The organism is Cupriavidus neocaledonicus, assembly GCF_000372525.1.
Classification (GTDB): domain Bacteria; phylum Pseudomonadota; class Gammaproteobacteria; order Burkholderiales; family Burkholderiaceae; genus Cupriavidus; species Cupriavidus neocaledonicus.
This window is the reverse complement of the sequence record NZ_AQUR01000085.1, coordinates 1-14,548: the sequence shown is the minus strand read 5'-3', so window position 1 is coordinate 14,548 and position 14,548 is coordinate 1. Positions and strand designations below refer to the sequence as shown.

At 66.4% G+C, this 14,548-nt stretch carries 10 protein-coding genes and 1 pseudogene; 6 read left to right on the top strand and 5 right to left on the bottom strand.

The genetic code is table 11. The features are described from left to right. Window positions 1-51: 51 nt before the first annotated feature. On the bottom strand, window positions 52-912 hold the full coding sequence (locus A3AG_RS33260) for a DUF5131 family protein (protein WP_018005042.1): 861 nt from the start codon (window positions 910-912) through the stop codon (window positions 52-54). A gap of 368 nt (window positions 913-1,280) precedes the next feature. Next, window positions 1,281-2,516 carry a CaiB/BaiF CoA transferase family protein gene (locus A3AG_RS0108810; protein WP_018005041.1) on the bottom strand — a complete coding sequence of 412 codons (1,236 nt, stop codon included), beginning with the start codon at window positions 2,514-2,516 and terminating at the stop codon, window positions 1,281-1,283. Window positions 2,517-2,667: 151 nt separating this feature from the next. Between A3AG_RS0108810 and A3AG_RS0108805 the strand changes: the two genes are divergently transcribed. The 5 genes from A3AG_RS0108805 to A3AG_RS0108785 all read left to right on the top strand — a co-directional run bounded on the left by A3AG_RS0108805 (window position 2,668) and on the right by A3AG_RS0108785 (window position 8,966). Then, window positions 2,668-3,486, top strand: a complete 819-nt coding sequence (locus A3AG_RS0108805) for an IclR family transcriptional regulator (RefSeq protein ID WP_026164054.1) — start codon at window positions 2,668-2,670, stop codon at window positions 3,484-3,486. Between the two features lie 142 nt (window positions 3,487-3,628). Further along, entirely contained in the window at window positions 3,629-4,639 is a 1,011-nt protein-coding gene (locus A3AG_RS0108800; RefSeq protein WP_018005039.1) for a tripartite tricarboxylate transporter substrate binding protein, read from the top strand. A gap of 40 nt (window positions 4,640-4,679) precedes the next feature. Next, window positions 4,680-5,858, top strand: coding sequence for an acyl-CoA dehydrogenase family protein (locus A3AG_RS0108795; protein ID WP_018005038.1), 1,179 nt, complete (start codon window positions 4,680-4,682; stop codon window positions 5,856-5,858). A gap of 473 nt (window positions 5,859-6,331) precedes the next feature. Next, the gene (cqsA, locus tag A3AG_RS0108790) at window positions 6,332-7,582 is read left to right on the top strand and encodes an alpha-hydroxyketone-type quorum-sensing autoinducer synthase (RefSeq protein ID WP_026164053.1); all 1,251 of its coding nucleotides are present in this window, start codon (window positions 6,332-6,334) and stop codon (window positions 7,580-7,582) included. 52 nt (window positions 7,583-7,634) lie between these two features. After that, entirely contained in the window at window positions 7,635-8,966 is a 1,332-nt protein-coding gene (locus tag A3AG_RS0108785; RefSeq protein WP_018005037.1) for a sensor histidine kinase, read from the top strand. Between the two features lie 12 nt (window positions 8,967-8,978). Here A3AG_RS0108785 and A3AG_RS0108780 read toward each other — a convergent pair whose 3' ends face one another. Next, on the bottom strand, window positions 8,979-10,193 hold the full coding sequence (locus tag A3AG_RS0108780) for a CaiB/BaiF CoA transferase family protein (protein ID WP_018005036.1): 1,215 nt from the start codon (window positions 10,191-10,193) through the stop codon (window positions 8,979-8,981). Between the two features lie 406 nt (window positions 10,194-10,599). On the opposite strand from A3AG_RS0108780, the pseudogene A3AG_RS0108775 reads away from it, so the two are divergent. Further along, a pseudogene (locus A3AG_RS0108775) lies at window positions 10,600-10,929 on the top strand (acetamidase/formamidase family protein); the annotation flags it as partial. Window positions 10,930-11,499: 570 nt separating this feature from the next. Here A3AG_RS0108775 and A3AG_RS0108770 read toward each other — a convergent pair. Then, entirely contained in the window at window positions 11,500-14,019 is a 2,520-nt protein-coding gene (locus A3AG_RS0108770) for a T6SS phospholipase effector Tle1-like catalytic domain-containing protein (RefSeq protein ID WP_026164051.1), read from the bottom strand. 57 nt (window positions 14,020-14,076) lie between these two features. Next, on the bottom strand, window positions 14,077-14,548 hold a 472-nt coding region (locus A3AG_RS31525), incomplete at its 5' end, for a DUF3304 domain-containing protein (protein WP_018005034.1).

Below are 14,548 nucleotides of genomic sequence, written 5' to 3'. Positions count from 1 at the left end.
ACGCGGCGAGCCAACGATGCCCGGCTCGCCGCCGGCGCACAGCATGTTGGCTTACTTGAATGATGTCTTGGGAAACTGATCCCAGTGCCGTCCGAGAAGCACCCGCCCCGTTTTCCCCTTGCCCACCGCAGCCACAGGCACTTCAGAGTGATCCTGTCGGAAGACTCTTATTGGCGTACTCTTTCGCAATACCTCAGAGACGTATTCCAACGGTGCCCAGTGACCCCACTGTTTAAAGTGAAAAGGTACTTTTGCTGCGAAACACTGCCGCTGAATATCTGCAGGCCACTGAGGGTCCATCGGTCTTGAATGAGCGCCGGATTCCCCTCCAGCGATGACCCAGTCGACGCGGTTGCCGAGTTGGTTTGGACGCAGAAACTCTGACAGGTCGATCGCAGAAAGCAATGGCTCGCAGGAGAGGAAGCGCACCGACGGCGATGAGAACTGGAGCAGGTACTTGATCCTTTTGTTCGCAGAAGCCTGGTTCTCTACGGTCGCCCCAAGCCAGACATTCCGAGGAAACTCATAGCCTTTGGGAAGCTGCTTGCGTACCAGATGGATACGCTTGGTCAGTAGCAGCCAGTCCAGATTCGGGGTTTCTGCAATCAATTTTAGCAGTCGAAGGCGTGGCTCCTTGAGATCGTCCCTGTTCTCAAAAACGTCTGCCATGGAAGCGCAAAACACTCGCCGGCGTACCCCATCTTTGGCAGCGTCGCGATTCCAACGCAACGGATCCTTCCAGTGAGACTCACTGAAAAACCGCCTGGGAGTCTCCGGACCCCACAGTCCTTCTCCCAATCGCTTTGCCCAAGTCTCCGCATAGCAGTTATCGCAGGCCGGCGACACCTTGACGCAACCCCACCAAGGGTTGAACGTGTGATGTGTCCATTCGATGCGCGAATCTTTGCCCATGGCTGATGACATGCTCAAGTTAGCGCGACATTCTACCGGCACTATACAAAGCGACAAGTTGGGTACGCCACGGGGAATCGTATCGTCCGACATCGTAGCGATTCCCGGCCGCCCTGCGAATGGTGTGTCGGATGTCAACCTCGCGCGGATGACAAGTGGATGTTGAAAAACGAGTACTGTATGTATATACAGTACCACAAACTCCATCGAAGCGCGAGAGGAGCCGCTTGCTCCGCCATTCGACCGGGCTGACGGCCTAGGCATGACCTCCGGCGTTGATCCCTCTGCGAGCGTGTACGCCTGCAGTCGCTGCCGGCCACCTCATCATTCAACGCGCCGTGGCATGAGCGTTAGCGACTCGCCTCCCCTCAAACCACCCCCTCCCCCCGCAACCGCGCCAACTCCTCCTCCCCAATCCCCAACTCCCCATAAACCTCCGCATTGTGTTCCCCCACATCCGGCCCGGTACGCGGTAACGGCGGCACATAGCCCGAAAACCGCGGCACCACGCAAGGCGCCGGCACCGTGCCCAGGTCCGCATCGGGCAGCCGGACGATGGCCTGGCGCGCCACCATCTGCGGATCCACGACGATATCGGCAATGCTGAACACCTTGCTGAACGGGACCTGGCAGTATTCCAGCCGCGCCGCGGCGGCGGCGTAGGGCTGCGCGGCGAACCACCCGGCGATGCAGCCGTCGAGGGCTTCGATATGGCGCACGCGGCCGGCGTTGGTGGCGTACTCCGCGGACTGGGCCAGTTGCGGCGCGTCCATGGCCTCGGCCAGCCGGCGGAAGGTGGCGTCGGACGAAGCCACCACGGTGACCCAGGTATCGTCGGCGGTGCGGTACATGTTGGAGGGCGCGGCGTAAGTGGTGCGGTTGCCGGCGCGCTGGCGCACATGGCCGAGTTGTTCGTATTCGATGGCGAGCGGATCGAGCAGGCGGAACAGTGCCTCGGTGGCGGCAAGGTCGATCTCGCGGCCCGGCTGGCCTGGCCTGGCGCGCTGCTCCGCCACCGCGGTGGCGATGGCGAAGGCGCCGAACAGGCCGGCGATCATGTCGCCCACCGGATAGTTCATATGCATCGGCCCGCTCTGCGCCGTGCCGGCCAGGTTGGTGAAGCCGCTGCGGGCTTCGAAGATGCGGGCAAAGCCCGGTCGCGTCGCATCCGGCCCGGTCTGGCCGAAGCCGGTCAGCCGCAGCACGATCAGGCCGGGGTTGGCCGCGTGCAGCGTTTCAAGATCGAGCCCCCAGCGCGCCAGCGTGCCGGTACGGAAGTTCTCCACCAGCACGTCGAAGCGCGGCAGCAGGCGCAGGAAGATCTCGCGGCCGCGCGGCGTGCGCACGTCCAGCGAGATGCCGCGCTTGCCGCGGTTGGTCACCTTCCAGTACAGGGCATGGTCATCGGTGACCGGCTCCAGTCCGCGCAGCGGATCGCTGCCGTCGGGCAGTTCCAGCTTGACCACCGCGGCACCCATGTCGGCGCACAGCGTGGCGGAAAACGGTGCCGCCACCACGGTGGCCATGTCGAGGATGCGCAAGCCGGCGAGCGGGCCGGCGCCGGGTGATTCGGGCGATACAGCGTGGGCGTGGGGGTCTGGCATGCGGGTCTCCGGCGGCAGGGTCGTCCGCTGCAAGGTGGCAGGCGGTCCGCCGGGGCGCAAGTACGGTTTCGCTGTGCGGAACGGTCGTGCTACAACATTGACGCCCCCTTTCCCGGATCCCAGCATGGAACACAAGCAACCACCGCACAGCATGGACCGCAATCCGGAACCCCTGCCCCTGCCAGGCCTGGCCAGCGAGGATGCCCTCGCCACCGACCGCCAGTTCGCCACCAACCTGGCGCGCGGGCTCGAGGTGCTGCGCGCGTTCACGCCGTCCAGCCCGGTGCTGGGCAACCAGGACATCGTGGCGCGCACCGGGCTGCCCAAGGCGACCGTGTCGCGGCTGACGTACACGCTGGGGCTGCTGGGGTTTCTCAGCCGCGTGCCCGGCAACCAGAAGTACCGGCTCGGCGCCGGGGTGCTGGCGCTGGCTTACCCGATGCTGGCGGGGCTGGCGATCCGCCAGGTGGCCCGGCCCTATATGGAGGCCATCGCGCGTGAAACCGGCTGCACCGTGAACCTGGGCATGCGCGAGCGCCTGTCGGTGGTCTACGTGGACAGTTGCCGGCTGGATCCCGGCAACTTCTACCAGCCGGACATCGGCAGCACGCGCCCGCTGCTGGCCAGCGCGATCGGCCGCGCGGTGCTGCTGGCGTGCAGCGCCGACGAGCGCACCGCGCTGCTGAACCGGCTGCGGGTCGAAGACCCGCAGCGCTTCGGCCAGGAGCGCCAGATGTGGACGGAGGACCAGAAGCACTTCCGCGCGCACGGCTATTGCCTCAGCCGCGGCGAGTGGCGGCCGGAGATCCATGCGATCGCGGCGCCGTTGCGCCAGTCGCTGCACCAGGACCCGTTCGCGCTGAACTGCACCATCGCGGCCTCGCGCAATCGCGACAACCTGCTGGAGCGCGAGGTGGCACCCCGGTTGCGCGAAGCGGTGCGGCAGATCGAACTGAGCTGCGCGCGCTGACCCCTGTGCGGGACGGCGGCGCGGCAGCACAGCCTGCCGGCAATGTCGCCGGCAGGACCAGGACCAGCGGCCCGCCAGAGGCCTGCATGAGACCGCCCTCGCGCCCGGCAACGTCCCGGTCGCAGGCAACCAAGGAGACAAGATGGATGCCCTTTACCCGTTGCGCCGGCTCGCTGCCGGCATGCTGGCCTGCGCCGCGCTGACGCCCGCGGCGACGCTGGCCGCCGCCGACGACGCGGCGCGCTTCCCGGACCGCCCGGTGCGGATCATCGTGCCGTTCTCGGCGGGCGGCGTGGTCGACTCGGTCACCCGCGTCACGGCCGAGAACATGGCCAAGGTGCTGCACCAAGCGGTGATCGTCGAAAACAAGACCGGCGCCGGCGGCGCCATCGGCGCCGACCTTGTCGCCAGGTCGCCTGCCGACGGCTATACGCTGCTGGCGGTCAGCCCCAGCTTCGTGGTCGGGCCGCTGCTCAACCCGTCGCTCCAGGGCCAGGGCAAGGGCAAGGGCGGCCAGGACTTCCGCGCCGTGGCCGGCATCGGCGCGGTGCCCAACGTGATCGTGGTGCCGGCCTCGTCGCCGCTGCGTACGCTGCCGCAACTGCTCGACGCCGCACGCAAGCAGCCGGGCACGCTGACCTATGCCAGCGCGGGCATCGGCACCTCGAACCACCTGTCGGCGGAATTGCTGGCGCAGATGACGCACGTCAAGCTGACCCACGTGCCCTACAAGGGCCAGCCCGAGGCGCTGAGCGACCTGCTGGGCGCGCGCGTCTCGATGATGGCGCTGACCTCGGCCATTGCGCGCCAGCAGGTGCAGAGCGGCAAGCTGCGCGCGCTGGCCGTGACTTCGGCCAAACGCACGGCGGTGCTGCCGGACGTGCCTACCGTGGCCGAGGCGGCGCAGCTGCCGGGCTATGAAGTGGGGGCGTGGTTCGGGCTGGTGGCGCCGCTGGGCACGCCGGACGCGGTGGTACGCAGGCTGGCCGACGCCGCCGCGCGCGCCACCGCCGACCCGGCGACCGCGCGCCGCCTGGCCGAGCTCGGCATGGAGCTGGCCCCGCAACCCGCCGCCGCGTTCGACCGCTTCCTCGATGCCGAGAGCAGGAAATGGACCGGCGTGCTGAAGACCGCCGGCATCACGGCACAGTAGCCGGCCCCCTCACTTCTCAACCCAACACCGGAAACCCTCCATGATCCGCGACTCCGCCCGTCAGCAAGCACTGCTTGCCGAACTCCGCCGCTTCGTGCTGGAAACCTGCATCCCGCTCGAGGCGCAGATCGACCAGACCGATGTCATCCCCGAGCCCGTGGTCGAGCAGATGCGCCGCCTCGGCCTGTTCGGGCACAGCATTCCGGAGGCCTACGGCGGCGCCGGGCTGACTACCGAAGAACTGGCGCAGGTGAATATCGAAGTGTCGCAGGCGGCCACGGTGTTTCGCGCCCGCTTTGGCGGCAATACCGGCATTGCCTCGGAGTCGCTGGTGGCCGACGGCACCGAGGCGCAGCGCCAGCGCTACCTGCCACGCCTGGCCTCCGGCCAGGTCACCGGCTGCTTCGCGCTGACCGAACCGGCGGCCGGCTCGGATGCCACCGCGCTGCAGACCACGGCCAGGCCGGACGGCGACCACTACGTGCTGAACGGCAGCAAGTGCTTTATCACCAATGCCCCGATCGCCGACCTGTTCACCGTGTTCGCCCGCACCGACTCCGCCACGCCAGGCGCGCACGGCATCAGTGCCTTCCTGGTCGAGCGTGGCACGCCGGGCCTGAGCACCAGCGAGCCGGAACGCAAGATGGGCCAGCACGGCTCGCCCGTGGGCGACGTCTACCTGAAGGACTGCCGCGTGCCGGCCAGCGCCATCGTCGGCGGCAAGCCCAATGTGGGCTTCAAGACCGCGATGAAGGCGCTGAACAAGCAGCGCATCAACCTGGCCGGCCTGTGCGTGGGGCCGGCGATCCGGCTGGTCGACGAGATGGTCCGCTACGCGGCGCAGCGCCGCCAGTTCGGCAAGCCGATTGCCGACTACCAGCTGGTGCAGCAGATGATCGCCGACAGCAACACCGAGCTGCACGCGGCCCGCGCGTTGGTGCTGGAGACCGCGCGCAAGCGCGATGCCGGCGAGGACGTGACCATGGAAGCGTCGATGTGCAAGCTCTTCGCCTCGGAAATGGCAGGCCGCGTGGCGGACCGCGCGGTGCAGGTGTTCGGCGGCAGCGGGTATATGGCGCGCACCGTGGCCGAGCGCTTCTATCGCGACGTGCGGCTGTTCCGGCTGTATGAAGGCACCACGCAGATCCACCAGCTCAATATTGCGCGCCGCACCCTGGAAGCGCGCGGCGGCGCGTTGGCGTGCGCCGGCGCAGGCTGATGACCGGCGCCATGCACTACGGCGGGGCGGCCGGCGCGTGCGCGCGGCTGCCCCGCGCCGATGCGCGGCCCCCAGTGCCGCACGCCGGCAAACCCTGACCTTCATCACAGCGCCCCGGGCCAGCCCGCGCCCGGTTTCGCGCGCCCCATCGGCACAAGTGCTCGATCGAGCATATCCTGTGCACAAAATCCCCCTGAATACCCGCGGCCTTGCGCTGCCGCGTGACCGATCTGTCTGGCCAACCTAGTCTGCAAACAGACGTTGGCATTGGTGGAAGTCCCGTCACAATCGTTGGCTAAGACTGGCACAGTGGTCGCTACTTGAACCGGGTTCCCAAGGCATGCCGGCAACCGGCGCCATGGGGAAGGTTGCGCGCGGCACCCCCCACGCATGGGCGGCTGGCTTTGGCGCAGGCGCCATGCAAGCCTTGCCGATTCCCTCCGATTCTCATCCGACCTGTTGAAGGACTACCGATGTTCTCCGAAGCCCAGCCTGCGCATTCCCGACACCATGCCGCCCGCCCCAAGGCCCCCACGCTGCCGTCCTGGATCACCACGCGCATGGCACAACATTTCGAGGAACGCATGGGCAAGCTCTGGGGCGGGGACCACCTGCTGCACGGGCTTACGCCCGGACCCGACGCGCTGCACCTGAGCAGCAACGACTACCTGTGCCTGCTGGGCGAAGCCTCGCTGGTGCAGGCGCAGATGCGGGCCTTTGTCGATGACGCGCCGGAGTTGCTGATGTCGTCCGTGTTCATGCACGGCGATACGCCGCAGCGACGCGTCGAGCGCAAGATCGCCGACCTGATGCAGGCCGAGGACGGGCTCATCGCCCAGTCCGGCTGGGCCGCCAACGTAGGCCTGGTGCAGTGCATCGCCGGCCCCGGCATTCCGGTCTATATCGACATGAACGGCCATGCCTCGCTGTGGGAAGGCATCATCGCCGCGGGCGCGCAGGCGGTGCCGGTGCGCCACAACGATTGCGATCATGTGCGCCGCCAGCTGGAGCGCTTCGGCCCGGGCGTGATCATGGTGGATTCGGTCTACAGCACCACCGGCAGCGTGGCGCCGCTGCTGGACTATGTCGAACTGGCCGAAGCGTCCGGCTGCGTGCTGGTGGTGGACGAATCGCACTCGCTCGGCACGCATGGTCCGCGCGGCGGCGGCCTGGTGCCGGCGCTGGGGCTGTCGGAGCGCGTGCATTTCCGCACCGCGTCGCTGGCCAAGGCCTTTGCCGGGCGCGCCGGCTATGTGGCCTGCTCCACGGCCTTCAAGGATTTCTACGCGGTGGAATCGCGGCCGGCGATCTTCAGCTCGGGGCTGCTGCGCCACGAGATCGCCTGGTTCGACGCGGTGACGGACTTCATCGCCGCCGCCGACGAGCGCCGCGCGCGCCTGCACGCCATCACCCGCGAGACCCGGGCCGCGATCGCCGCGCTGGGCTACAACATCAGCGAGGGCTCGGAGCAGATCATCGGGCTGGAGGCCGGCACCGAGCCGCAGGTAAAGGTGCTGCGCGACGCGCTGCAGCGGCGCGGCATCTTCGGCGCGGTATTCTGTGCGCCGGCGACGCCGAAGAACCGGGCATTGATGCGACTTACGCTGCATGCGAAACTTGGCGCCACCGAAATCGACCGCCTGGTCGGCGTGCTCGCCAGCATCCGCGATGAAGTCCGGCTGGAAGAGTGGTCCTCGACGCGCCGGGCCCGGCGCAAGTCCTGAAAAATCCCACCAGCGGGCCGATCGCAGGCTTCCGCGAGGAGTAGTCCCGGAGATGGATGCAAAGGTAGCGCAAGCGGAGGACAGCCGCACCACCCTTGGCGGGCTGGCCCGCCAGGCGTGGCAGGCCGTGTTCGAGACCGCGGCGCGGGCCACGCTGCTGGACGAGGAAAGCGTGATTCGCCTGCGCCGGATCCAGATGGTGGGGGCGCTGGGCGTGGTGGGCCACCCGCTGTACTACGTGATCTGGTCCTATGTGTTCCCGCAGCCGTATGAAAACCTGTGGCTGCGGCTGGCGTGCACCGCGCTGTTCGTGCCGCTGCTGTTCGCCTCGGCGTTCTCGGGCCGGCGCTGGCTGCCGCCCTATGCGCTCTTTGCCATCACGGTAGGCCTGCCGTTCGCCTTTATCTTTTTCTACCTGGAGAACGGCGGCTCGATGGTGTGGGCCGAATCGGTCATCATCGCGGTGGTGATCCTGTATCACTTCAACACCGCCTTCGCCACCATTGCCCTGTTCTCGGGCGCCGCCGCGGCGATTGCGCTGTTCGTGCTGGCGGGCAATTCCATGGGCGGCATCCCGTGGGAGCCGGTGCTGCTGCAGTTGCCGGTGATCGGCTTCGTGATCGCGGTGCTGGTGGTGATCAAGATGGACCGCCAGCTGCTGGCCGAGCAGAAGCGGCGCGGCATGGCCGCGGCGCTGGCGACCGTCGCGCATGAGCTGCGCACGCCGCTGACCAGCCTGGCCATGACCGCGCGCGGCCTCAAGGCCCGGCTGCCGGCGGCGCTGGACCAGGACACGCCGCAGCGCGACGGCCTGATGCAGGCCGTGGCCCGGATGGAATCCGACCTGGCCCATATCAGCAACAGCATCGAGCTGCTGGTGGCCAACTCCAAGAACCCGGAAAACGCCACCCAGGCACTGTTCGAAGTCGGCGAGGTGATCCGCGACGCGGTCGGCCGCTTTCCGTTCGAGCCCGGCGACCTGGAGCGGGTCACGGTGGACCTGCCCGGCCGCGCCTACGTGATGGGCAACGCCCAGCTGTTCGGCCTGGTCACGACCAACCTGCTGAAGAACGCGCTGGAAGCGATCCGGCGCGCCGGCAAGGGCACCATCCATATCCGCTGCGAGGTCGAGCCCGATGCGGTCCACGTGGTGTTCCGCGACACCGCCACGGGCGTGCCGCCGCAGGTGCTGGCGCGGATGTTCCAGCCCTTCTTCTCCTACCCCGCGCACCGCGGCACCGGCATCGGGCTGGCGTTCTGCCAGAAGGTGCTCGGCAGCTGGGGCGCGGGCATCAGCTGCCGCTCCGAGGAACACGTGTTCACCGAGTTCGACATGCGCTTTCCGCGCAAGGGCAAGTGGCCGGAGCCGCCTGACGCGTCGTAGCCCGGCCGGCCCTTACACCACCCCCGCAGCCTTCAGCGCCGCCACCTGCCCGGCATCCATGCCGAGCAGCTCGCCCAGCACGCGCTCGGTATCCTGCGACAGCAGCGGCGGCGCGGCGCGCACCGGCACGCGTTCGCCATCGAGCCGGTACGGCGGCGCCAGCACCTCGACGCGGCCGGTTTCCGGATTGGGCAGTTCGGCCAGCAGGCCGGCTTCGGCCGAGCGCCGCGAGCGCAGCGCCTCGAGCAGCCCCAGCACCTCGCCGCACGGAATGCCGGCGGCGCTCAGGCGCGCCAGCAGCAGCTCGCGCGGTCGGCGTGACAGCTCGGCGCGCAGTTCCGGCAGCAGCGCCTGGCGGTTGGCCGAGCGGCCGGTGTTGGTGGCGAAGCGCTCGTCGGCGGCAAGGTCCGGGCGCTCGATCACCTCGGTGCAGAAGCGCTGGAACTGCGCGTTGTTGCCGACCGTGATCACCAGCGGGCCATCGGCCGCGTCGAACACGCCGTAGGGCACGATCGACGGATGGGCGTTGCCGTACTTGGGCGGGTCCTCGCCCATCAGCAGCGCCTCCAGTCCATAGTAGGCCGTGATCATCAGGCCGCAGTCGTACAGCGCCATTTCCACGTGGCGGCCCTGGCCGGTGCGCTGGCGGTCGTACAGCGCGGCCAGCACCGCCTGCGCCGAATACATGCCGGTGAACATGTCGACCACCGCCGTGCCGAACTTGAGCGGCCCCTGCCCTTCCTCGCCATTCAGCGCCATCAGGCCGGCCTCGCCCTGCACCACCAGGTCGTAGCCGGGGCGGGTCGCTTCAGGACCGTTGCTGCGGTAGCCGGTGATCGAGCAATAGACCAGCCCCGGGTTGATCGCCTTCAGCGCCTCGTAGCCCAGCCCCATCTTGTCGATGCCACCGAACTTGAAGTTCTGCACCAGCACGTCGCACCTGGCCGCCAGTTCGCGCACGATGCGCTGGCCTTCGGGCTGCTGCAGGTCGATGCCGATGGATTGCTTGTTGCGGTTGGCGCTGTTGAAGTAGGCGGTGTTGCGCGTGCCCACGCGCAGGCCCCAGTCGCGCGTATCGTCGCCGCGGCCCGGGTGCTCGACCTTGATCACTTCCGCGCCCAGGTCGCCCAGCGCCTGCGTGCACATCGGTCCGGCCAGCACGCGGGACAGGTCCAGCACGCGCACGCCGGCCAGCGGCAGGCGCGGGGAATTAGTGGTGTCAGCCATGCGGCGATCTCCTTGTGTGTGTCTCTCGGGCCTGCGATGGATCGGCCCGGGCTTCGCCCGGATTTTGCACTGTCAAGGCGTGATCGACAATTCCATGGATCGTTGACACGGTGTCAATCAAAAATTAACACTCCATCGCCTCCGGCCAGATAGCGGCGTCGCACAGCGGGTTTACCTTAGTGCGCGGCTACACAAGAGTTTGGGGGGAATCGCCCTACTGCCGATGCCCGCGCCCTCCCTAGTATTGACTCACCGCTGCGACGCAAGCCCGCCAGCGGAAACAGGCCAGACCTGCCTGCCACGCAACGCCAGCATTCCTGACCACCTCGTCGAAGCCAGCCGCTCATCTGCTGAACGACTGCGGCTGCGGTCGCGGCTGCGGCGAAAAAAAACCAAGGAGACAACCATGCTGCACGACCTGCCCGCCCGCCCCGAGACCATTCACTGGGGCTACTTCGATGCCACCCAGGCGCCCGCGCTGACCGTGAAGAGCGGCGACCTGATCCGCGCCGAAGCGGTGACCCACCACGCCGGCGACGCCCCGGACCTGATGATGGACGACGCCATCCGCGAGATCTACCGCAAGGTCCCGCACGACGATCGCCACCCCGGCGTGCATATCATGACCGGGCCGATCTATGTCGAAGACGCCAAGCCGGGCGACGTGCTCGAGGTGCGCTACCTGCAGATGATTCCGCGCTTCCGCTTCGGCGCCAACGTCGCCGCGAGCTGGGGCAGGCGACGTATGCGGCGCAGCCTTTGGCAGGCTCTGCCGTTGCGGCATGCCGTCTGGACAACCGGCCTACGTGAGCCGCTTAAGGAGGCGGCATCAAGACCGAAGACTGCTTGCGATCGGCGATGGCCTTGCGACGATCAAGCGCCGAGGCACCCGTAGTACCACCGTGGCAAGGATCCTCGGTACAGTCGAGGCAGACGGGATCGAAGTGATATGCCTGGACCGGCTGGTGCATGGCATCTTTGAATCGGAGTTGGACGGCTGGCAGGTTTCCGGTGCAGTCACTACGCTGCTGGCGCGACCCATTGGGCCAGGCCAGCATGTACGCCAGTGAGCGAACGCGTCAGGCCGTACCGAAGATGGGTTGGGATGCCACTCGCTCCGGCCCTATTTCCCGGTCAAAAGACGTCGGAATTGGCTAGCTTTCGGGCGTCAGCCGATGCGACATAGCCCTTATGATGGTTTCCGTAGCGCCCGCTACGGAAACCCGCTCGGATGATCCCGGCCCTCCATGCGAGGGCCTTTTTTTGTTCAGGCGATCTGCTGCCGCGGCCAACAAGCAAAGCTAGCTTACTTGGTCTGCTCTTCCATGAACGCTGTGATCGCCGCCATCTCCGCCTCCGTGGCGGCCATGGCGCGCAGTAACCCCTCGTTCTCGATATAGAGATCTTGCGGTATCGATCCGGTGCTGGCGTAGCTGTTCAGCGCTTTGCCGACCACCTCGGAACGCACGCGCGTCTGCTTGAGCGTACGGTCCAACTCCTTCATCCGCCTTTTCAGTGCGGTGGCGTCCAGGCTGGCCAGCTCCGGGTAGCCGGCGCGATAGTCCATGTATTTGTCGTCGTAGACCGTTCGCCATCGCAGATAGCCCCACATCTGCCAAAATTCCCTTCCGGTGGCCTGTTGCGGCAGCTGATCCGTGTAGGCCGGGTCCTTCAGCGCTTCGTCAACCGACTGGCCTTTGGCTTCCCGTTGTCGTTTGAGGCGAGCCTGTGTATCCAGCGTCGCCTTTTCCTCTGGGCTCAAAGGCGGAGGCGGTAGGGCGCCAATCTTTGCCGTCATGGGCGTGATCGTAGCGGGCGCCGCCTCCTTGCGAGCAGCGGCTTTTGCGGCGGCCGCATCGAGCTTGTCCTGCTGTTTGCGGTACCAGACATCGTCGTCATCGCCCATGGGCTTGAACCAGGCGCGTGAGTCGTGGACATAGCGCGAGAAGAACACCTCAACGGCTGGTGGGACATCGGTGTTCTCCCAGGCCCGCTTGACCTCCTTCCACATGCCGAACTTGATACCGATGGCCCGTTTGGCCTGGTAGAACATGGCCGCTCCCTGCACCGCCCCGGCCGCCGGCATCCAGGCAATCGAACCGCCGGGTGCTTCCGGCACCGCGGCCTGCACGGCAGGGCGCACGGCCGAGCCGGCCATTGCCGCCGTCGCTGCGCCGAGATTCGAGGCATGCGTTTCGGCAACCCATTTCGCGCCTTCCATCAGCCAGCCGGTGTAGTGGCCCCGGGCCCAGCTTGGCACCAGGTTCTCGTAGCTGTCGTGGTGCCGGACCCACTTCAATTCCTCGGCCAGTTCGGCATCGGCGTTGATGAGGTCCGTACGGTCGTTCCGGGGCGCGCGCTGGACGCTGGGCATGGTTGCCACCTTGCCCAGCCACCGATGGCGCCAGCGCAGGAAGTAGCCGTAATGGTGCCGCATCAGGTCCGCCGTGGTGTCGGGCTGTGAGCCTGAAGTAGCGGTCGCGCTGCGATAGGCGTTGAAAGCCGCGATGAGGTCGGGGTCGACCTTGAACTGGCCTTGCAGCTCGCCTGGCGCGCTCGACGGGCTCATTAGCGGCACACCGGCAATGACAGCCTCCCGGTACATGTGCGCCAGCGGAATCTGAGACAGCTTCGCGCTGTCGTCAGGTGTCCCGTCGGCGCGGCAGCCGCGGCCTTGTTCGCCGGGTTCATAGCCACCCCCGAGGTCAGAGTGGACGCCTGGGTAGACAAATTCCTCCACGTTTCCGCCTTGCGCACTGTCCAGGGGAAAGGAGCCGCGCACCTCATGGCTCGATACCAGATGCACACAGCGCTTGACCAGGTCTGGACCGGGGATGCGCAGCCAGCGCTTCTGCGCCCATGCGCCATGCCCGGAAACCATGGTCTCCATCATGCTCTGTGCGATACCAGCGGAGGCCACGGTATCGAACAGCCCCAAGAAATCGACTTGGACTGGAATGCCGCACAGGCTGAGCTTGTCCCCATTGGCGTCGCACGCATCGCGCAGCCAGTTGCAGAACACACGCGCTTGCGCCGCGCCCCGCGAGAAGCCGAAGACATGCAGGCGAATGCGCTTGATGATCGGCTTGCGGTCCCGGGGCAGGTTGCCCAGCACCCTGGCCAGTTCTGCCTTGCGTTCGTTGAGCACGCGCCGGCGGCCCTTGGTATTGACCTCCCGCCAGTTGGTGCGCGCGACGGCGGTCAGGGAGGCGAGTGGGCCGACGCCTGAGCGCAGCTTGCGATCAAATTCCCCCTTGGCGCGGTACTTGCGCTTCAGTTCGCGCTCGATATCGCTGCTGCTGCCAAGGGACGGGATCTGGATCTCCGGAGCGTTCAGGTCCGCGCTCATCTGCTTGACGAGGAGGCGATCTGCGTTCCGTTCCGTCAAGTTGCTTTGGTGGTAGTGAAAATGCAGATGGTTGTGGATTTGCAGCAATGCCCAGTTAATGCGCGCCTCGCCGCCCCAGCCCGCTGCGGCGCCGGCGACTGCCTGAATGCCAATGCCTACATCTCCCACTTCCCTGTAAAAGGGCGTACCGACGCCCGCCGCGTAGCTACGAAACCTGTATCGCTTCAACTCAGATTGCTTTGGTTCAATGTCGAACAAGTCAAAGAGTCTCGCGACGTTGCTCTGAGCGCTGCGCGGCCGGTCGTTGTCAGCGTTGTTACGGGTGCCGTCGAAGAAGAAGCCGAAGTGAAGTTCCCCTTCGCATGGAGGCGGTCTATTGAGACAGATATTGAGGCCGGTGTATTGGCGATACCTTTCTTGCGGCGAGAGTTCAAACGGCTTGGCGGAGCATGGCGGCGCGAATTGAACGACAGTCATGGATTCTGCGGTCTAGCGGAATTGTCGGTACGAGAATCAAAGCAGCCAAGTGGCCACCTATCGGCTTGTCTCAGGGGGTTCAGGGGGATCTCGCTTTTCTGGGCTATAGCACAGACGCCGGTCTTGCGGGGCGCGGCGCTTCAGGCAAGCTTCCTTGGGGTCCTCCAGTTTCGCGGGGTCGTCCTTGGCACCCGGCAACCATTTGGTCAAATACAGTTTGACCTCTTGGTTCGGAAAGACGGCCACATATAAGTAGGCCGCATCCTCCGTCGAGTACTTTTCAATTGGCACCTCCTTGGTGTACAGCGCCTTCTTGTCCCTTGCATATAACTCATCGTCACTCCACTTGATCGTGACCTTGAAGTTCGGATCCCAGTGTTTGGGTACAGAAATTCCGCCGGTCCAACTGGTGCCCCCAGCATTCGCGACCATCCCCCCAGCCCATTGGCCATCGACGTACACAACGCCGATCGGCACGTCGGTGTAATTGAGCACGCCGATCTGGCCGCCGAGCGTATCGTCCTCTTCG